Source organism: Terrabacter sp. NPDC000476 (assembly GCF_040300125.1).
In the GTDB taxonomy this organism is placed as follows: Bacteria; Actinomycetota; Actinomycetes; order Actinomycetales; family Dermatophilaceae; genus Terrabacter.
The window spans coordinates 73,880-91,849 of record NZ_JBEPDF010000004.1; the positions used below are offsets into that span (position 1 = coordinate 73,880).

General features: G+C 74.1%; 14 protein-coding genes. 4 read left to right on the forward strand and 10 right to left on the reverse strand.

The window, feature by feature from the left end; genetic code table 11:
- Position 1: 1 nt before the first annotated feature.
- The 7 genes from ABT295_RS19220 to ABT295_RS19250 all read right to left on the reverse strand — a co-directional run bounded on the left by ABT295_RS19220 (position 2) and on the right by ABT295_RS19250 (position 7,852).
- A complete protein-coding gene (locus ABT295_RS19220; protein ID WP_352396018.1) occupies positions 2-3,145 on the reverse strand; it encodes a SpoIID/LytB domain-containing protein in 3,144 nt (1,047 codons plus the stop codon).
- A 133-nt stretch (positions 3,146-3,278) separates the two neighbouring features.
- Complete coding sequence (locus tag ABT295_RS19225; protein WP_352396019.1) at positions 3,279-3,935, reverse strand: 3-oxoacid CoA-transferase subunit B; 657 nt, start codon at positions 3,933-3,935, stop codon at positions 3,279-3,281.
- 1 nt (position 3,936) lies between these two features.
- Positions 3,937-4,731, reverse strand: a complete 795-nt coding sequence (locus ABT295_RS19230) for a CoA transferase subunit A (protein ID WP_352396020.1) — start codon at positions 4,729-4,731, stop codon at positions 3,937-3,939.
- A 120-nt stretch (positions 4,732-4,851) separates the two neighbouring features.
- Positions 4,852-5,577, reverse strand: coding sequence for a TIGR03089 family protein (locus ABT295_RS19235; RefSeq protein WP_352396021.1), 726 nt, complete (start codon positions 5,575-5,577; stop codon positions 4,852-4,854).
- Between the two features lies 1 nt (position 5,578).
- Positions 5,579-6,757, reverse strand: a complete 1,179-nt coding sequence (locus tag ABT295_RS19240) for an LCP family protein (protein WP_352396022.1) — start codon at positions 6,755-6,757, stop codon at positions 5,579-5,581.
- A complete protein-coding gene (locus ABT295_RS19245) occupies positions 6,747-7,169 on the reverse strand; it encodes a DUF2304 domain-containing protein (RefSeq protein WP_352396023.1) in 423 nt (140 codons plus the stop codon). The genes ABT295_RS19240 and ABT295_RS19245 overlap by 11 nt, the downstream gene beginning before the upstream one ends.
- Positions 7,166-7,852 carry a glycosyltransferase family 2 protein gene (locus ABT295_RS19250; protein WP_352396024.1) on the reverse strand — a complete coding sequence of 229 codons (687 nt, stop codon included), beginning with the start codon at positions 7,850-7,852 and terminating at the stop codon, positions 7,166-7,168. The genes ABT295_RS19245 and ABT295_RS19250 overlap by 4 nt, the downstream gene beginning before the upstream one ends.
- 77 nt (positions 7,853-7,929) lie before the next feature.
- Here ABT295_RS19250 and ABT295_RS19255 point away from each other — a divergent pair, with 77 nt between their 5' ends.
- On the forward strand, positions 7,930-10,002 hold the full coding sequence (locus ABT295_RS19255; protein WP_352396025.1) for a glycosyltransferase: 2,073 nt from the start codon (positions 7,930-7,932) through the stop codon (positions 10,000-10,002).
- A gap of 68 nt (positions 10,003-10,070) precedes the next feature.
- Positions 10,071-11,009, forward strand: coding sequence for a lysylphosphatidylglycerol synthase domain-containing protein (locus tag ABT295_RS19260; protein ID WP_352396026.1), 939 nt, complete (start codon positions 10,071-10,073; stop codon positions 11,007-11,009).
- A 22-nt stretch (positions 11,010-11,031) separates the two neighbouring features.
- Here ABT295_RS19260 and ABT295_RS19265 read toward each other — a convergent pair whose 3' ends face one another.
- Positions 11,032-11,466, reverse strand: a complete 435-nt coding sequence (locus tag ABT295_RS19265) for a nitroreductase family deazaflavin-dependent oxidoreductase (protein WP_352396027.1) — start codon at positions 11,464-11,466, stop codon at positions 11,032-11,034.
- Between the two features lie 70 nt (positions 11,467-11,536).
- On the reverse strand, positions 11,537-12,280 hold the full coding sequence (locus ABT295_RS19270) for a DUF3105 domain-containing protein (RefSeq protein WP_352396028.1): 744 nt from the start codon (positions 12,278-12,280) through the stop codon (positions 11,537-11,539).
- Between the two features lie 94 nt (positions 12,281-12,374).
- On the opposite strand from ABT295_RS19270, the gene ABT295_RS19275 reads away from it, so the two are divergent.
- Together ABT295_RS19275 and ABT295_RS19280 are read left to right on the forward strand one after the other, a co-directional pair.
- Positions 12,375-13,301 (forward strand): DNA-3-methyladenine glycosylase family protein, encoded by a 927-nt coding sequence (locus tag ABT295_RS19275; RefSeq protein ID WP_502991221.1) that lies wholly within the window; start codon positions 12,375-12,377, stop codon positions 13,299-13,301.
- 122 nt (positions 13,302-13,423) lie between these two features.
- Positions 13,424-15,661 (forward strand): VCBS repeat-containing protein, encoded by a 2,238-nt coding sequence (locus ABT295_RS19280; RefSeq protein ID WP_352396030.1) that lies wholly within the window; start codon positions 13,424-13,426, stop codon positions 15,659-15,661.
- A 73-nt stretch (positions 15,662-15,734) separates the two neighbouring features.
- On the opposite strand, the gene ABT295_RS19285 is transcribed toward ABT295_RS19280, so the two are convergent.
- Entirely contained in the window at positions 15,735-17,819 is a 2,085-nt protein-coding gene (locus ABT295_RS19285; protein WP_352396031.1) for a PhoX family protein, read from the reverse strand.
- Between the last annotated feature and the right edge of the window lie 151 nt (positions 17,820-17,970).

The window sequence follows — 17,970 nt, forward strand, 5'->3', positions numbered from 1 at the left end:
CTCACTGCCCCCAGGGGGCTGTCGACGCATACGTCCCGGCGCGGAGCGGGGGAGCGAGTCGCGAGTCGCCCTGCACGCGGTAGACGAGCAGCGCGCCGTCGCTCGAGCGCCGCGCGAGGAGGTCGCCCCGCCCGTCGCCCGTGAGGTCACCCGCACCGCGTACGGCACTCATCCCGTTCCAGCCGGAGGCCCCGACGACGCGCACGGCCCGGAAGCCGCCGGCACCGGTGCCGGAGTAGAGCACGAGCGCGCCGTCCTTGGCCCGGACGGTCATGAGGTCGCGGTGGCCGTCGCCGTCGAACTCGCCGGACGTGATCTGGCTCAGGCCGCTCCAGCCGGAGCCGATCTGCCGGCTCGCGACGATGCGGCCGGAGCCGTCGCCGCGGTGCAGCACGAGGCGGCCGTCGGTCATGCGGGTGACGATGTCGGTCTTGCCGTCGCCGTCCCAGTCGCCGACCGGCACGACGAGGTCGACGGCCTTCCAGTTGCCCGCCAGCTGGTAGCGGCCGGCGTTGAGGCCGCTCCTGCCGAGGCCGGGGTAGTACCACGCGACGCCCGCGGCGTCGATCGCGACAACGTCCCCGAGCGTGTCGGCGTCCCACGGGCCGACGGCCGCGGCCGCGCGCATCCCCGAGAAGCCGACCGACAGGATCTGCTTGGTCGTGAAGGCCATCGAGCCCGTGTACGACACGGTCCGCAGCGTCGGTCCCGACGGCAGCACGACGTCCGGCAGTCGCTCGCCGGTGACGTCGCGCGGCGTGTAGGCCGACGAGCGGGCGGGCGCCGAGGTGATCGTCCACCAGGTGCTCCGCAGCTTCATCGTCGTGCGGAAGGACTCGCCGCTCACCGTGGTCGAGCCGGCCGACCCGGCGAGCGTGACCGAGGCGACGCGACCGCCGAAGGTGCCGTTGCCGCCGCCGCCGCTCCGTGAGTCCACGGTCAGGGTGCGCAGCGCGCCGACGCGCGGGTAGGCCTTCTCGATGGCCGAGGCGGGCAGCCCGGTGGTCCACGAGGCCGGGTTGGCGCTCGAGCGGACGACGCCGTCGTAGGGGTCCGTCCTCGCCGGCAGGTAGGTGGCCGAGCCCTTGACGGTGCGCCCACCGTTGGAGGCGGAGTACTGCGTGAAGGCCGGCTTGCCGCCGTAGGTGAGGATCGTGCCGGCCGTGGCCACGGTCGCTGCCGTCGAGCGGGCGTCCTCGTAGCGACGGGTCAGGACGCCGGTCGAGCTGTAGTCGGCCACGCCCTTGTAGGCCTGGCACGCCACGTCGCACGTGTCGTAGACCCGGGAGCCCGCGGTGGCCCGCGCGTTCGCGGCGAAGGTGCGCGCCGCGACGGCCTGCGCCGACAGGGCGGCGGCCGGCCAGCTCGCCGACATCTCGACCGGCACCACGGCGCGCGTGTAGCGCTCGAAGCCGAGGACGTTGACGGCATACGCCCGTCCGCTGACGTTGACGACGCGGATCGTGCCCGAGTACTCACGCTGGGCGCCGCTCGGCAGGAGCACCCGCACCGACGACGTCGAGGGGCGGCTCACGGTGAGCGGCGCGGAGGAGGCGCGCCAGTTCGTGGCCGCGAACCAGCCCGTGCCGGAGTTGGCCTGGAGCGTCATGCCCGAGCCCTCCGGGACGATGCGCCAGCGGTAGCTCGTCGACAGGCTCGAGGTGCGCCGGCCGTCGGAGACGACGAGCCCGCTCAGCTTCGACACCTGCACGCCCGAGGTGCCGAGGGCCGAGAGCCACACGCGCAGGGCGGGGTCACCCTGGCCCGTGCGGGTGGTGCCGGGGTAGTAGAAGCCGAGCACCTGCGACCACGAGAGACCCCTCGTCGCCGCGCCGTACGCACCCCACTGCGAGAGGCCGACGCCGTGGCCCGAGCCGCGGCCGGAGAACGCGAAGAGCGAGGACTCCGGGCGCGCATACGTCTCCGACGCCGTCCCCGGAGCCATCGGCTGCCACTGCCCGGCACGCCACCGGGTGCCGGCGTCGCGCCGGATCGTCGGCAGCTGCGTCGTGTACGCCGTCGTGCCGGGGCAGCCGGTCAGGCTGAGGTCGCGGTGCCCGATGGTGCGCGGGAGGGTGACCTCGACGCCCGGCTTGAACTTGGAGTTGCCGGCCGAGGTCAGGGTGACGCTCGACGTCGGGTCGAAGAGCGAGCGGTCGGCCTCCCACGCAACGAGCTGGGTCACGGTGTTCTGCGTGGCCGACGAGAAGGGGGTCGAGGTGTGGTCGCCGAGGACCGAGATGCCCGTCGTCTCGGCGTTGAAGCCGCCCGCCTGGGCGCCCTGGACGAAGCCGGTCGGGCTGCCCTTGCGACCTTCGTAGGCGCGGCCGAAGCGGTCGACGAGGATCTGGTAGCCGAGGTCGCACCAGCCCTGGCTCTGCGTGTGGTACGCGTAGATCGAGCGGATGAGCGCCGGGGCCTGCTCCGCCGTGTACGTGTTCGAGTTGACCGTGTGGTGCACGACGACGGCCTTGAAGCCCGGCAGCCGCTCGGAGTCGCAGGTGCGCAGGCTCTCGTCGGCGCCCCACTCGGCGCGCGAGATGATGGTCGGACGGGTCACCGCGGCGGACGCGGAGCCGGGCGGGTCCGCGAGCGCCGCGTCCGCGCTCGAGCTGCCGCCGTCGACGAGGCTGGCGCGCAGGCCCTTCGGGGTGCTCCCGTCGGGGGTCGTGACCCGCACGTCGATGCCGTCCGAGCCGGCCGCGGCCACGGCCTCGGTGCCGGGCCGGGCGTGCCGCGCGTCCGCCGAGCCGGGGTCCGGGCCGTCGTCGTCGATGCCGAGCTCGGTCCAGCCGCTCCAGCCGGCGTCACCGTGCGTGCGCACCTGCACCGTCGTGCCCGCGGGCGGCGTCGTCGAGAAGGTCACGCCCGCGAGGTCGAAGTCGACGTCGCGCACCTGCGTGCTCGCGACGACCGGGTCCGCCGCGGGGGCCACCCGCGAGCCCGTCCCGGGCGCCGTCGGGGCGAGCGTCCTCGCCTGCGCACGCGCCTGGGTGCGCGCCGGGGCCGGGCTCACGGCGGGGATGTCGACGTCGTGCACGACGGGGGCGACCGGCCGGGGTGCGGCGCCCGAGGTGACCGTGGGCGCGACGACGAAGGTCGCGCCGAGGGTGACGACGGCAAGGGTGGTGGGGACGAGACGCACGGCGTCGCTCCTGGGTCAGGTGACAACAACAGTCCCAAATGTCCCATTATCAAGGCCCGGATGACGACTCGGGGCCCGACGAAATCCGTCGGGCCCCGAATTCACAGGAACGGCGCTGGGCCGTCGGCCGGTCTCAGCCGCGCACCGGCGCCGGCTGCAGGTCGACGGTCAGCTCGGGCTCGGTGCGGGCGCGTACCTCGTCCTCGCTCACGCCGGGGGCGAGCTCGCGCAGCACGAGGCCGTGCTCGGTGACGTCGAGCACGCAGAGGTCGGTGATGATCCGCTGCACGACGCCGCGGCCGGTGTAGGGCAGCGAGCACTCCTCGACGATCTTGTAGGAGCCGTCCTTGGCGTTGTGCTCCATCAGCACGATGACCTTCTTGGCGCCGTGCACGAGGTCCATCGCGCCGCCCATGCCCTTGACCATCTTGCCGGGGATCATCCAGTTGGCGATGTCGCCGCCCTGCGAGACCTGCATGGCCCCGAGGATGGCGGCGTCGACCTTGCCGCCCCGGATCATGCCGAAGCTCGTCGCCGAGTCGAAGAAGGCGGCACCCTTGCGCAGGGTCACCGTCTCCTTGCCGGCGTTGATGAGGTCGGGGTCCTCGTCGCCGTCGAACGGGTAGGCGCCGACGCCGAGGATGCCGTTCTCCGACTGGAGCACGATCTCGACGTCGTCGGGCACGTAGTTCGGCACGAGGGTCGGCAGGCCGATGCCGAGGTTGACGTAGGCGCCGTCGGCCAGCTCGGCGGCGGCGCGGGCCGCCATCTGCTCACGGGTCAGTGCCATCTCAGGCCTCCTGCTCGGTCGGGGTGGCGCGCGGGCGGACGGTGCGGCGCTCGATGCGCTTCTCGGTGGCCTGCTCGGGCGTCAGCGGCAGCACGCGCTGCACGAAGATGCCGGGCAGGTGCACCTCGTCGGGGTCGAGCTCGCCGGGCTCGACGAGCTGCTCGACCTCCGCCACCGTGATGCGCCCGGCCATCGCGCAGAGCGGGTTGAAGTTGCGGGCCGACCGGTTGAAGACGAGGTTGCCGTGCCGGTCGCCCTTCGCGGCGCGCACGAGGCCGAAGTCGGTCGTGATGGCCGTCTCGAGCACGAAGGTCCTCGTCTCGCCCATCCACTCGAGCTCCTGCGTCTGCTTCGGCGGCGACGCGACGGCGACGTTGCCGGCGTCGTCGTAGCGCCACGGCAGCCCGCCCTCGGCGATCTGGGTGCCGACGCCGGTCATCGTGAAGAACGCGCCGATGCCCGAGCCGCCTGCGCGCAGCCGTTCGGCGAGCGTGCCCTGCGGCGTCAGCTCGACCTCGAGCTCGCCGGAGAGGTACTGCCGCTCGAACTCCTTGTTCTCGCCGACGTAGGAGCTCACCATCCGCCGGATCCGCTTGTCGCGCAACAGGATGCCGAGACCCCAGTCGTCGACGCCGCAGTTGTTCGAGACGGCCTCGAGGTCGGTCAGACCGGTCTCGTGGATGGCGGAGATGAGCACGCTGGGGATGCCGCAGAGGCCGAAGCCGCCGACCGAGAGCGACATTCCGTCGCGGATCCCGGCGATGGCCTCCTGGGGGGTGGAGACGACTTTGTCCATGGCCGGACTCTATCCGCGCCGCTGGTCCGGTGGGCCGTGGGGTGGCCCCACACGAGGGCCCCGACGTGTGGTGCCGGCCCACGTGGGGGCGTGGCAGCGCGGAGGGTGCACCCGGGGCTCTCAGCGCGCGTCGGTCGTCACGCCCTCGGCCGTGAGGCGCGCGGTGAGGTCGGCGTCGCGGGGCCCGCGCACGAGCACGACGGAGCCGTCGGCCGCCCACGCGGCCAGGCACGCGCGCAGCGCGTCCTCGAGCGCGCCCCCGAGGGCCACCCGGGGGGCCTCGCCCCACTCCGGTCGCGCCACGACCACCTCGCCGTATGCCGTGTCGCCCGTCGCGCCCGCGAGCGCCACGTCGCCCGCCTCGGGGTCGGACATCGGGCTGAAGACGTCGCCGTGGGTCGCGAGCTCACGGGCCTCGTCGACGGCCGCCGGCGCCTCGGCCGCGTCGGGGTGGCTGCGGGCCAGTGCGGCGGGCGTCACGAGCACCGCGTCGCCGCCGTGCGCGGCGGCCGCGGCGGGGGAGGCGGTGACGAGGACGTCGGCGCCGGTCGCCTCCGGGCCGACGACGACCGTGCCACCGACCGACCACGTGGCGAGCGCCCAGTAGAGCGAGCGCCAGTGCGCCGGCAGGTCGAGCCCGACGGTCGTGCCCGGCCCGGCGGCCGCGTCGTCCTGGAGCAGGTTGGCGGCCTTGGCGACCCAGTTGGCGAGCACCCGGGCGCTCAGCTCGATGCGCTCGCCGGCCGTCGGGCCCGGCTCGTCGTCGTACCACGTGAGGCGCGGTCGGCCCGGGTCGGAGGCCGTCATCCGGGCGAGCACCTCGGCAGGCGTTCGGGGCGTCGTCATGTCAGCTGTTCGTCGCTCCCCGCACGGTGGTGCCCGCCGGCGGCTCGGTCAGGGGGTCGTCGTTCTTGAGCGCGCCGAAGAGGGCCTTGGCCCGCTCGGTGTCCCACTTGACGGCGAGCGCGCCGGCGCTCGTGCGGTAGGAGAGGTCGGAGGTCGGCACCGACAGCGAGAGGCCCTCGTCGTTGCTCACCGAGCGCATCGCCTGGAGCACGCGGACGGCATCCATGATCCCCGTTCCGGTGCCGACCGCGAGCCCGGCCGCCGAGGCGTCGGCGAAGTCCTTGTAGCGCCAGGGGATGAGGACCGTGGCGGGGGTGGCCGCCTTCTTCATGAGGGCGCCGAGGAACTGGCGCTGGCGGGCCGCGCGGCCGATGTCGCCCATCGGGTCCTCGTAGCGCGAGCGCACGTAGCCGAGGGCGTTGCCGCCGTCGAGGGTCTGGCAGCCCTTCTTGAGGTCGATGCCGGCCTTCTTGTCCTTCATGTCGCGCGGCACGCAGAGGTTGACTCCGCCGACGCTGTCGACGACGTTCGCGAAGCCGCCGAGCCCGATCTCGACGTAGCCGTCGACGTGGATGCCGGTCACCTGCTCGACGGTGTTCGTCAGCAGCTTGGGCCCGCCGATGGAATAGGCCGCGTTGATCTTGTTCGAGCCGTGGCCCGGGATCGGCACGTACGAGTCACGTGGCAGCGACACCATGACCGGCTTGCCACCGCTCTCGGAGACGTGCACGAGCATGATCGTGTCGGTGCGGTTGCCCTCGGCGTTGCCGGTCGCGTACTTCTTGCGCTGGGCCTTCGTCAGCCCCTCGCGGCTGTCCGAGCCGACGAGCAGGTAGTTGTAGCCCGAGGTGTCGACCGGGCGCTCGCCGTCGGGGATGTTGTCGACCTTGTTGACGGCACTCCAGGCGTGCATCGGCACCCACACCATGAAGCCGACCCACGCGAGGAGGAGGACGAGCAGGGCGACGAGCACGAGCCGGCCCTTGCGCCAGCGGTACCGCTGCCGCTCGGGGACCTCCACGGCGTCCACCGGCTCGGGCGCGGGGGCGTCGGACCGGCCGCGCTCGGGGCGCCGGGGCGGCGCGATCGCGCCCCCGCCGGGACGCTTCGGTCGGCGGCGGGTGTCGACGACGTAGGCGTCGTCGCGACCGGGTCGGGAAGGGGTGGGGTCAGTCGGCATCGGAGGTCTTCACGCTCGGGGACGGGGGGAGCTCGGCGGCCAGTGTGTCAGGCGAACCTGTCGACCTCGCGTGCTCCGCGGCCGGGCGGGCCTCGTCGAGGGCGATCCGGCGCGCGAGCCGGGTGTAGCGGGTCTCCATGGCGCGGAACCGCTTGTACGTCGTGACGACGAAGCCGAAGAAGGCGACGACGAGGCCGTAGAGGATGAGGTCGGCGCCACGACCGATGCCGACCCGCCTCGCCAGACCGGTCCACACGTCGGGGAAGAAGATCGACCAGATCGCGAAGCCCGCGAGGGCGAGCAGCCCGAGCCGGCGCAGGGCCTGGGTGCGCTGGCCCGAGCCCGCGAGCAGGCGCCAGGCGACGGCGAGGGTGCCGAGGACGAGGAGGAGCTGGATCCCGAGCTGCTTCATCGCCAGATCAGCTCCGCGAGGATGTTGACCGCGTTCCAGAGCGACTGGCCCTTGGCCCGGCTGTAGTCGGTGTAGAGGATGTGGACCGGCTCCTCGGCGTAGGCGACGCGCTGCCCGTCGAAGCGCATGGCCCCGATCTGCGCGACGATCTCGGAGGCGTGCGCCATCCGGTTCTGGGTGATGTCGAGCCTCGCGACGACGTCGCGGTGCAGCACCCGCAGGCCGTTGTGCGCGTCGGTGAGGCGGGTGCCCGTCGTGAGGTTGGTGTAGGCGACGGCCGCCCGCAGGACGAGCCGTTTGCCGGCCGAGGCCTCAGTGCGCTCGTCGAGGAAGCGCGAGCCGAAGACGACCCGCACGTCTCCGCGCCGGGCGCGCTCGAGCATGACCTCGACGTCGTGCAGCTGGTGCTGCCCGTCGGCGTCGTAGGTGACGACGTAGCGCATGGCGGGGTCGCCGAGCGCGTAGTCGAAGCCGGTCTGCAGCGCAGCGCCCTGTCCGAGGTTGACCGGGTGGCGCACCACCGCGGCCCCGGCGGCCTCGGCCCGCGCCGCCGAGTCGTCGTGCGAGCCGTCGTCGACGCAGACCACCTTCGGGAAGGTCACGAGGGCCTGGCGCACGACCTCGGCGATGACGGTGGCCTCGTCGTAGAGCGGCACCACCAGCCACACGTCCTCGTTCTGCATGCGACCCAGCGTAGAGCGGTCGGGCGGCACCTCCTGACACGCTCGCGGGCGGCCGGCCAACTAGAGTCGGGGCCACCATGACGGACGCGCTCTCACCGGGACCCCCGCCGACCGGACCGGCAGCGCTGCGCATCGCCGTCGTCGGGCCCACCCTCCCGCACCCGGGCGCGGCGGCCGCCCACACGACGACGCTCGCCCACCTGCTCACGGATGCCGGCCACGACGTGACGCTCGTGTCGTGGGCGAACCCGCGCCCGGCGTGGCGGCCCCGCCGTGCCTCCGCCGCCACGCCGGAGGACGTGCCCGCGGTGCTGCCGTTCGCCCGCACCGTCCGTGCTCTCTCGTGGGCGCGGCCGGACACGTGGGTGCGGGTCGGCCGGCACCTGCGGGAGGTCGACGCCGTCGTCGTCGTGCACGTCGCGAGGGCGGACGCCCCGGCCCACCTCGCCCTGCTGCGCGCGGCCCGGGCCCTGCCCGTCGTGGACGCCCCGTCCGTGCCCGGTCGTCGTGACGGGGCGCACCCGGGAGCGCGGGCGCGGTCGGTCGTCGTGTGCCACGAGGTGCTGCCGGCCGAGCACCACGTCGGTGACGCCCGTCTCGTGGGTGCCCTGCTCTCGCGCGTCGACGCCGTCATCGTGCACGCCGCCGAGGAGGAGCCGACGGCCCACCGCCTCGGGGCCAGGCGCGTCCGCGTCGTCGAGCTGCCGCCGCACCTGCGCGCGGGCGAGCCGTCCGGACCGTTGTCGCGCCCGGGGCCGACCCGCCTGCTCGCCCTCGGTCGGGTGCACGAGCCCGAGGGCGTCGACGTGCTGCTCCGCGCCATGCGTGCGGCGCCCGACGTGACGCTGACCGTCGCCGGCGAGCTGACCAGCGCGACCCGCGGGACGATCGCGCACCGGGCTGCCGACCCGGCGCTCGCCGGCCGGGTCGAGGTCCGCGACGGCCACGTGCCGGCCGACGAGCTGGCCGCCCTCCTCGCGGAGCACGACGTGCTCGTCCTGCCGCACCGCTCCGCGACCACGTCGCAGGACGTCGCGCTCGGCCACGCGCACGGCCTGCCCGTGCTGGCCGTGGGCGTCGCGCCCTTCTCGCACCTCGTCCACGACGGCGTCGACGGCCTGCTCGTCCCGCCCGACGACGAGCCGGCGCTCGCCGCCGCCCTGCGCCGGCTCGGCGACCCGGAGCTGCGCCGCCGTCTGGCCGAGGGTGTCCAGGCGCCCGACCTCTCCGGGCCGTGGGCGCACTACCTCGGCACGCTCGAGGCGCTCTCGGTCGACACGGACCAGCACCCCGGGGCCGACGACGAGGACGAGGACGAGGGCGATGGCGTGGGCGACGGCGTGGGTGAGGACGCCGGCCCGGGCCGCGGAGGCGGCTCCCGCCCCGCCCGGGTGCGGGCGGCGGCGACCCATGCCGTCGCGCGGACCGTCGCGCGTCCCGTGGCCGGCGCGACCGGCCGGGCCCGTCGAGCCGCGGCGCGCGCCGTTACGTCGCGGCGCCGCCTCGTGACGCTGCGCCGGAGCGACCTGCCCGAGTGGGTGCTCGCCACCGACGTCCTCGGCGAGCCCGACGAGGCGGACGACGCCCGCCGGCTCGCCCGCATCCTCGGCCTGCCGCGCTCGCTCGACAGCGTGTCCGCGTGGGCGGCGCTCGGCGCGCTCGCGGTGATCCTGCGGGTGCGCGACGACGGCCGTCGCAGCGCCGTCATCGTCGACGAGGGCGGCAGCCGGTCGCTGCTCTCACGGTGGGCCCGCGCCGTGGGGTTCGCGCCGGTGGAGATCGACTTCACCGGCGCCCAGCCGAGCGTGGCCGCGCTCGACGTCGACACCGGCTCGCTCGACGTCATCGTGCGCATCCACCCCGACGGGTGCGACGCCGACGACGTCGACCACGTGCTCGAGCAGGCGTCGTGGGCGCTGCGCTCGGGCGGCCTGCTCGTCGTCACCGTGCCGATCGGGCCGCGGGCGGCGGAGGGCGCGCTGGGGCCGGCGGACGTCCGCGGCGTGCTCGCCCGCGCGCACGACCTCGGCTTCGTGCTCGTCGGCGACCTCGACGGCGACGTCAACGCCCGCATGCGCGAGGCCGGCTCGCGGGCGCGGGCCGACGACGCGGCATACGGCCTCGTGCGGCTCACGCTGCGCCGGCGCTGAGCACGGGCGCGGCGTGCCGGCGCACGGATGCGGGGTCGGCGGCGGGTCGCTGCCATGATGGGGCAGCCATGACTCGACACCGGATCCTCACCGCGCTGCGCGTGGGCATCGCCCTCGTCACGCTCGCCGCCGTCGTCTACGCGGTCGCGCGCAACTGGGCCGACGTGTCCGTGCACCTGGGCAAGGTGTCGTGGAAGACCTTCGCCGCCTCGGGGCTCGCGGCCGTCGCCGGCACGTGGCTGACGATGATCGGCTGGAAGACGCTGCTGCGCGACCTCGGCTCGGACCTGCACCTCGCCCCGGCCTCGGGCGTCTACTTCGTCGGCCAGCTCGGCAAGTACCTGCCGGGCTCGCTGTGGTCGGTGCTCGTGCAGGCCGACATCGCGAGCCACCTCAAGGTGCCGCGGCGCCGCACGGCCGTCACGGGCCTGCTCGCGCTGGGGCTCGCGCTGCTGACGGGGCTGCTCGTCGGGCTGCCCGCGGCGTCGTTCCTGCTGACGAGGCAGTCGTCGGGCTTCGACTGGTGGCTGCTGCTCGGCATCCCGATCCTCGTCGTGCTCTGCGTGCCGCGTTTGCTCAACGCGATCATCGACCGGATGCTGCGCACGATGCGGCGGGAGCCGCTCGAGCAGGGCCTGTCGACGGGGGCCGTCATCCGGGCCGTCGTCGTCTTCCTGCTCGTCTGGGTGTGCTTCGGCGTCCACACGCTGCTGCTCGCGCGGGCGGTGTCGGGGGAGGGCGCGCACCCCGACCTCACCGTCGCCTCGATGACGGGCTACGCGCTGTCGGTCTCGCTCGGCATGCTGACGATCGTCTTGCCCGCCGGTCTCGGTGCCCGCGAGGGGCTGCTGACGCTCATCCTCTCGACGGCGATGCCGACGCCCGCGGCCGCGGCCGTCGCGATCATGTCGCGCTTCATCGTGACCATCGTCGACGTGCTGGCCGCGCTCGGCGGGTGGCTCTACGCGCGGTCGCACCACCTCGTCAGCGCGCGCCGCGCGGACTGAGCCACCCGGCCCGGTCCGGGCGTCAGCGGCGCTCGAGGACGAAGACGGGGATGAGCCGGTCGGTCTTCGTCTGGTACTCGGCGTAGGGCGGGTACGCGGCCACGCAGCGCTCCCACCACCGGCTGCGCTCGTCGCCCTCGAGCTCGCGCGCCCGCACGGGGAACGAGTCGGTGCCGGCCTGCAGCTCGATGTCGGGGTGCGCGAGGAGGTTGTGGTACCACTGCGGGTGCGTCGGGGCGCCACCCTGGCTCGCGACGGCCGCGAACGAGCCGTCGTGCTCGACGCGCATGAGCGGCACCTTGCGGATCGCGCCGGACCTGGCGCCGCGCATGGTGAGCAGCACGACGGGGCGGTCCATGATGTGCACGCTGTCGGTGGTGCCGGTGCGCGCGATGGTGTCGACCTGGTCGCGCACCCAGTCGCTGGGGCTCGGGACGTACTCGTCGGTGTTGGCCATGCGCTCAGGCTAACCCGCGCAGCCGACCGCCACGGCGGCCGGCTGCGCGGGTCGGCCCGGCTGGTGCGGGTCAGGCCGCGCCGGGCTCCGGGGCCGAGCTCCACGGGAACTTCTTGACGAAGTCCTCGACGACGGTGGTGTTGAGGCCACCGCAGAGCTGGCGGTGCCCCATCTGGTTCGAGACCTTGCCGGTCGACTGGTCGACGTCGGCGCCCCAGTGCGACAGCGCGTACTTCTTGCCGGCGGGGAAGGCGCCGCGGCTCGTGTCCCAGGGGGCGACGAGGAACTTGTTGCCCGCCTCCTGCATCGCGTTGACGCGGGTGGCGAGCGCGGCGAACGAGCTCGCCTGCTCCTTCTCGACCGAGGGGTCGTACCAGAGGATCGTGTAGCCGTGCTCGAGGTTGTGCACGAGGGTCTCGATGGCGGGCCGGTCGGCGGTCGTGTAGACGCGGCGGCTGTCGACGGCGGGGGCGACGAAGTGCTTGCCGCTCGAGGGGGGCACCGTCGCGTAGTCGACCTTCGTGAGGTCCGGGGTGTTGGTCCCCGGACCGACGTGGTCGCTCGAGCCCGTGGCCGGGTCGTTCGTCACGGGGTCGCACGAGGCCGCGGCGGCGTCACCGCTGATGGCGGCGAGCGCCTCGTCCTTCTTGTTCTGCTCCCCGACGATGGCCCACGTCACCGCCCCGGCGATGATGGCGAGCACGGCCACGCAGGCGCCGATGACGACGAAGAGGCGACGGCGCTCGGCCTTCTTCTGCTCGGCCTGCATGGCCGCCACGCGTTCGCGGCGGTCTCGGCTCGTCTCGCGGGCCATCGTTCCTACTTCCTGTCGGCGTGCGGTCGTGAGTCGCTGGCGTCGGCAGTCACCCTCCCGGTGCCCGACGGTGCCGAGTGTAGGCGAGGATGTTGTGGTGCCCGAACCGTCCAGCCGCCTCTGGCGCACCGAGCGCGTCATCGCGCTGCGGGCCCAGCTCGGGGTGTTCCGCCGCGGCTCCGGCGACCCGACGTCGCGGTTCGGCGCGGACGGGTCCGTGACGCGGGCGGCGCAGACCCCGGCGGGAGTCGGCACGCTGCACCTCGTCTGCCTGCCCCGGGGCTCGGAGGTGCACGCGCAGGCGTGGGGCCCGGGGGCGCAGTGGCTGCTCGACTCCGTGCCGGCCCTGCTCGGTGACGACGACGACGCCTCCGGTTTCGTGCCCCACCACGACGTCGTCGCGCAGGCCTGGCGCCGGTTCGCGCACTGGCGCGTGCCCCGTTCGGGCCTGCTCTTCGACGCGCTCGCCCCGGCCGTCATCGAGCAGAAGGTGACCGGCCAGGAGGCGTTCTCCGGCTACCGCGTGCTCGTGCGCCGCTACGGCACCCCCGCGCCGGGGCCGTTCCCCGGCCTGATGGCCCCGCCGACCCCGGCCGGCTGGGCGGCGATCCCGTCGTGGGCGTGGCTGCAGGCGTCGGTCGACGGCGCGCGGTCACGCACGCTCGTGCGGGCCGCCGGGTATGCCGGCCGGCTCGAGGAGGGCCTGTCCGTGTCGGTCGCGGAGGCGCACCGTCGCATGCGCGCCCTGCCCGGTATCGGCGTGTGGACCGCGGCCGAGGTGGCCCAGCGCGCGCTCGGCGACCCCGACTCGCCCTCCTTCGGCGACTACCACGTGGCCAAGGACATCGGGTGGGCCCTGACCGGCACCCCGGTCGACGACGACGGCATGGCCGAGCTGCTCGAGCCCTACCGCGGGCACCGCTACCGCGTGCAGTCGCTCCTGGGCCTCGCCGGTCACCACCGCCCCCGGCGCGGGGCGCGGATGGCGCCGCGCACCCACCTGCCGACGCGGGGACGCTGACCGCACCCGGCGCCCGTGACGGGCTTGGCCCATTCCGCGCTGTTTCGGGGGTTTGGTGACCTAGAGTCCGAGCCGGTCGGTGCTCCACCGACCGACACCGCTCACAGGGGAGAAAAAGCCGTATGGCTCGTCATGTCACCGGGGCCTCGGGCCTCGTCCTCGGGCTCGCAGCCTCGCTGCTCGCCCCGATCGCGCTCGCGACGCCGGCCGGCGCCGCGGCAGGTCCCACCTCCGGCTCGACGGGCGCCGACCCGCAGGGCCAGCGGGGCCGCACGGGTCACGTCCTCGCCGACGGCGCGGCCGCCGTGCACCTGACGCCGCGCGCCGCCGCGGGGAAGGTCGCCGCGGCCTCGACCGGCCGAGCCATGCCCAAGGCGCTGGGCGCCACGCCGCAGGCAGGCGCCACGCCCCAGGCGGGCACCCGGGTCGGGTCGGCGGCGCGCGGCGCGGACGTCCAGGCCGCGCCGAGCCCTGCCGCCGGGCTGGCGGGCTGCTCGAACGACGAGCTGTGGGTCAACACCCTGGCCGAGCGCTCCGTCGTCCACGTCGCCGTCCCCGGCGCGTCGAGCATCGTGCTCCAGCGCCAGCGCGACGGCGGTGCCTGGCGGTCCGTCGCCACGGTCGCCGCGGCGTCGGGCATCGTGAAGGACGCGTCGATCAACCAGCGCGCCGTCTACCTCTACCGCCTCGTGGCCAAGCGCGGCGACGGCACCGTCGTGCGCGACTGCGCGACGGAGTACTACCAGGGCACGTGGACCCGCGACGGCTGGGGCACGGTCGACGCCGTCGTCGCCGCGAGCACCGGCGTCTACCAGCAGGGCGAGTACGACCAGGGCTCGCGCTCGTCGTCCTCCGAGCGCTTCGTCGCCCCGGCCTTCTCGGCCGACGGGCGGCTGTATGCCGTCACGCGCGTCGCGGGTCCGGCGGGCCACCCGGTCCTCGAGGTGCGCCGGGCGAGCACGTCGGCCGTCGTCTTCACCGTCGACCTCGGCGCGAGCGTCATGCCGGCCGACCCGGCCTTCTCCTTCGACGGCCAGACCCTCGCCTTCTCGCGCTACGACGCGGGCGGCGAGCCGATCGGCGTCGGCTTCGTCGACGTCTTCGGCGCCCACGCCGTGCGGTCGGTGACGAGCGTCCCCGCCGTGGCCGAGCCGGCCTGGCGCGCCGACGGCAGCCTCGTCGTCAGCACCTTCGGCACAGACGACGACGGCCTCGGCGTCCTCTGCCGCACGTGCACGACGGTGACGCCGCTCGCCGGGACGTCCGGCGGCTACACGCCCGAGGTCGCGCCGAACGGCACGATCTGGTTCACGACCGACGACGGCGCGCGGAGCACGCTCAAGCGCAAGACGACGAACGGCGTCGTCGCGACGGTCCGCTCGTCCGCCACCGACTCGTTCGCCTCACCGCGCCTGACGACGGACGGCTCGCTCTACGTCGAGCGCGACGTGCCGGACCCCGCCGACGAGAACGCCTACACCGTGGGCGTCCACCGGGTCGACCTCGCGGGGGCCGCCGACGGCAGCGACGACGAGCTCTCGGCCATCGGCTGGGAGGAGGCGCCGTCGGGCACGACGCTGCACGGCTGGGACGTGCGCCAGGTCCAGGGCAAGGGCACCTCGAACCGCACCGGTGACGGTCACCACGACCTGCTCGCACGCGACGGCAAGGGCGCGCTGTGGGCGTACCGCAACACCGGCATGGAGCTCGACGGCCGGACCCAGATCGGCTCCGGCTGGGGGCTCTACCGCACCTTCGTGTCGGTCGGTGACCTCACCGGCGACGACCAGGCCGACCTCGTCGCCCGCGACGTCGAGGGCACCCTCTGGCTCTACCGCGGGCGTCTCGGCGGTGGCGGCTTCCTCGAGCGCACCCGGCTCGGCACCGGCTGGGGCAGCTACACGATCGTCGGGCCCGGCGACTGGAACGGAGACGGCATCGCCGACGTCGTCGCCCGTGACGGCCGCGGCACGCTGTGGCTGTACCCGGGCACGGGCCGCGGGACGCTCGCCGCGCGCCAGCAGATCGGCACCGGCTGGTCGGGCATGACGGCCCTCGTCGCGAGCGGCGACGTCGACTTCGACGGCCGCACCGACCTGCTGGCCCGTGACGGCATCGGCAGGCTCTTCCTCTACCCCGGCAACGGCACCGGGGGCTTCCTCGCCCGGCGCCAGATCGGCAGCGGCTGGGGCGGCTTCACCTCGATCACCGTGAGCGAGGCGACGTACGGCCGGGCCCTCGTCTGGGCCCGCACGTCGTCCGGTGAGCTCCGCGGCTACGAGATCTTCGGCGACGGCGCATTCGTCCCGGGGTCCTACAGCGAGGGCACCGGCTGGGGCTCGCTCCTGCTCACCGCCTGAGTCCGTGCGAGCAGAGCGGCCCGGCACCGTCCGTGGGTGCCGGGCCGCTCTGCGTCCGTTCAGCGGCGGGTCGTCACCTCCGGTAGGACACGACGACGCTGGGGCGCGGGAAGCCGTCGGTGTGCGGCCAGGTGCTCGACGGCGACTCGAACGTGGCGCCGTCCGTCTCGCCGGGGTGCTGCACCGCGACGAAGACCGAGCGCTGGTCGCGCGAGACGAGGGGACCGCACGTCTCGGCACCGAACGGGACGGTGAGGAACTGCTCGACGTGCCCGCGACGGGGGCCGGCCACCGGCACGCGGAAGAGCCCGTCGTTCGAGCCGAGCACGTTGCCGTCGGTCGAGATCCAGAGGTTGCCGGCACCGTCGAAGGCGACGTTGTCGGGGCAGCTGATGGGGCTGACCTTGCTCTTGTCGAAGCCGGCGAAGTACGTCTCCGGCGCCGTCGGGTCGCCGCAGACGAGGAAGAGGTCCCACGCGAACCTCGTTGCGGTGTGGTCGGTCCCGCGCTCGGTGACCTCGAGCACGTAGCCGTTGCGGTTGCCCGCCTTGCTCGTCAGCGGTGCGCCGAGCTCGGTCCGCACCATGCTCGAGGCGAGCGGGTTCGTCTCGTCCGTCGGGTACTTGGCCCCGCGGTCGGAGTTGTTCGTCAGGGCGCAGTAGATCTTGCCGTTGACCGGGTTCGGCTCGATGTCCTCCGGCCGGTCCATCTTCGTCGGGCCGACCGTGTCGGCCGCGAGGCGGGTGTTGACCAGCACCTCCGCGACGCTCATCCCGGGGACGTGCGAGCGGTGGTGCGACGTGAGCGGCAGCCACTCGCCGGACCCGTCGAAGACGCCATCGTCCGTGCCGTCGCCGGTGAACTTCGCGACGTAGAGCGTGCCCTTGGTGAGGAGCGTCTTGTTGTGGCGCCGGGCCGCGGGGGAGCGGCCGTGGCGGAAGCGGTCGGCGGAGACGAACTTGTAGATGTAGTCGCCGCGCTCGTCGTCGCCCATGTACGCGACGGCGTGGCCGGACTTCGCGATGGTGACGTTCGCGCCCTCGTGCTTGAAGCGGCCGAGCATGGTCTGCTTGACGGGCGTGGAGGTCGGCTCGAGAGGGTCCACCTCGACGACCCAGCCGAAGCGGTAGGCCTCGTGCGGGTGCTTGGCGAGGTCGAAGCGCTCGTCGACGTCCGACCAGCCGCGGTTGGTCGTGGCCGACGTGGCGAGGCCGTAGCGCTTGAACGACGTGGCGTTCGCGGCGTCGACGGGGCCGCTCGCGTCGAAGTAGCCGTTGAAGTTCTCCTCGCCGGAGAGCACGGTGCCCCAGGGCGTCGTGCCGCCGGCGCAGTTGCCGAAGGTGCCGTTGACGCGGGTGCCGGTCGGGTCGGCCTCGGTGCGGAGCAGCTCGTGCCCGGCGGCGGGGCCGTGGAAGGCGAACTCGGTGTGCACCGTGATGCGCCGGTTGTGGCGCGAGCGGCGGTGGTCGGCCCGGATCCACGAGCCGGCGGCGCGGCCGCGTTCGATGGTGACGACCGACATGCCGTGCGCGGCCATCGCGATCTTCTTGATCGTCACGTCGTCGTACTCGCCGGCCGGGAACATGAGGTTCTCGTCCGTGTACTCGTGGTTCGTGACGAGCAGGGCCCGGCGGCCGTCGAGCGGGAGAACACCGACGTAGTCGTTGTTGTAGCCGAACTGCTTCGCCTGCGCCTCGGGGGTCTGCGCGTGCACGTCGAAGCGGCGGGCGCCGGCCTCGACCGGGTCGCCCCAGCGGATGACGACGTTGTGGGTGAACTCGGGCGCGTTCGTCACGGCATCCGTGCGGTTCGGCGCGACGGGCGTGAAGGCGGCCTTGCTGACGTCGTGGCTGCAGTGCCGGCCGCCGCGGGCCGCGGCCGCGGTGGACGCGGCGGACGTGCTCGAGCTGCCGGGGGCGGCCGCGGCGGGGGCCGCCGTCGCGAGGCCTCCGACGACGAGGGCGCCGGCGCCGAGCGCGCCGGTCTTGAGCACGGAGCGGCGGGCGAGCGCGCCCTCGACGAGGTCGCGCATGGCGGGGTTGTCCGACTCGTTGGGCACGGGCGCGTCGCACGCGTCGTTGCAGCGGAAGCGACACGTCATCCGGCTGCGCGAGCCGTGGCGGGGCGTCGAGACCAGGGGGAGGAGGGTGGGGCTCACGGGGGTGCTCCTTCGGCGATGGGGTCCGCCGCGCCCCTGAGGTCGGCGCGGCCGGGAACCACTGGGAACGCTAGGAGCGCAAGGAGGCCCGGTGGGTGCCGCTGCGGTGACCGCCCGGTGAACAGCACGCATCCGTCCGTCGGCGGGCCGC

Excerpts from the sequence above, each read along its gene's own strand:
- ABT295_RS19225 (WP_352396019.1), bottom strand. The coding sequence starts at position 3,935 with ATGGCACTGACCCGTGAGCAGATGGCGGCCCGCGCCGCCGCCGAGCTG.
- ABT295_RS19230 (WP_352396020.1), bottom strand. The coding sequence starts at position 4,731 with ATGGACAAAGTCGTCTCCACCCCCCAGGAGGCCATCGCCGGGATCCGC.
- ABT295_RS19235 (WP_352396021.1), bottom strand. The coding sequence starts at position 5,577 with ATGACGACGCCCCGAACGCCTGCCGAGGTGCTCGCCCGGATGACGGCC.
- ABT295_RS19240 (WP_352396022.1), bottom strand. The coding sequence starts at position 6,757 with ATGCCGACTGACCCCACCCCTTCCCGACCCGGTCGCGACGACGCCTAC.
- ABT295_RS19245 (WP_352396023.1), bottom strand. The coding sequence starts at position 7,169 with ATGAAGCAGCTCGGGATCCAGCTCCTCCTCGTCCTCGGCACCCTCGCC.
- ABT295_RS19250 (WP_352396024.1), bottom strand. The coding sequence starts at position 7,852 with ATGCAGAACGAGGACGTGTGGCTGGTGGTGCCGCTCTACGACGAGGCC.
- ABT295_RS19255 (WP_352396025.1), top strand. The coding sequence starts at position 7,930 with ATGACGGACGCGCTCTCACCGGGACCCCCGCCGACCGGACCGGCAGCG.
- ABT295_RS19260 (WP_352396026.1), top strand. The coding sequence starts at position 10,071 with ATGACTCGACACCGGATCCTCACCGCGCTGCGCGTGGGCATCGCCCTC.
- ABT295_RS19265 (WP_352396027.1), bottom strand. The coding sequence starts at position 11,466 with ATGGCCAACACCGACGAGTACGTCCCGAGCCCCAGCGACTGGGTGCGC.
- ABT295_RS19270 (WP_352396028.1), bottom strand. The coding sequence starts at position 12,280 with ATGGCCCGCGAGACGAGCCGAGACCGCCGCGAACGCGTGGCGGCCATG.
- ABT295_RS19280 (WP_352396030.1), top strand. The coding sequence starts at position 13,424 with ATGGCTCGTCATGTCACCGGGGCCTCGGGCCTCGTCCTCGGGCTCGCA.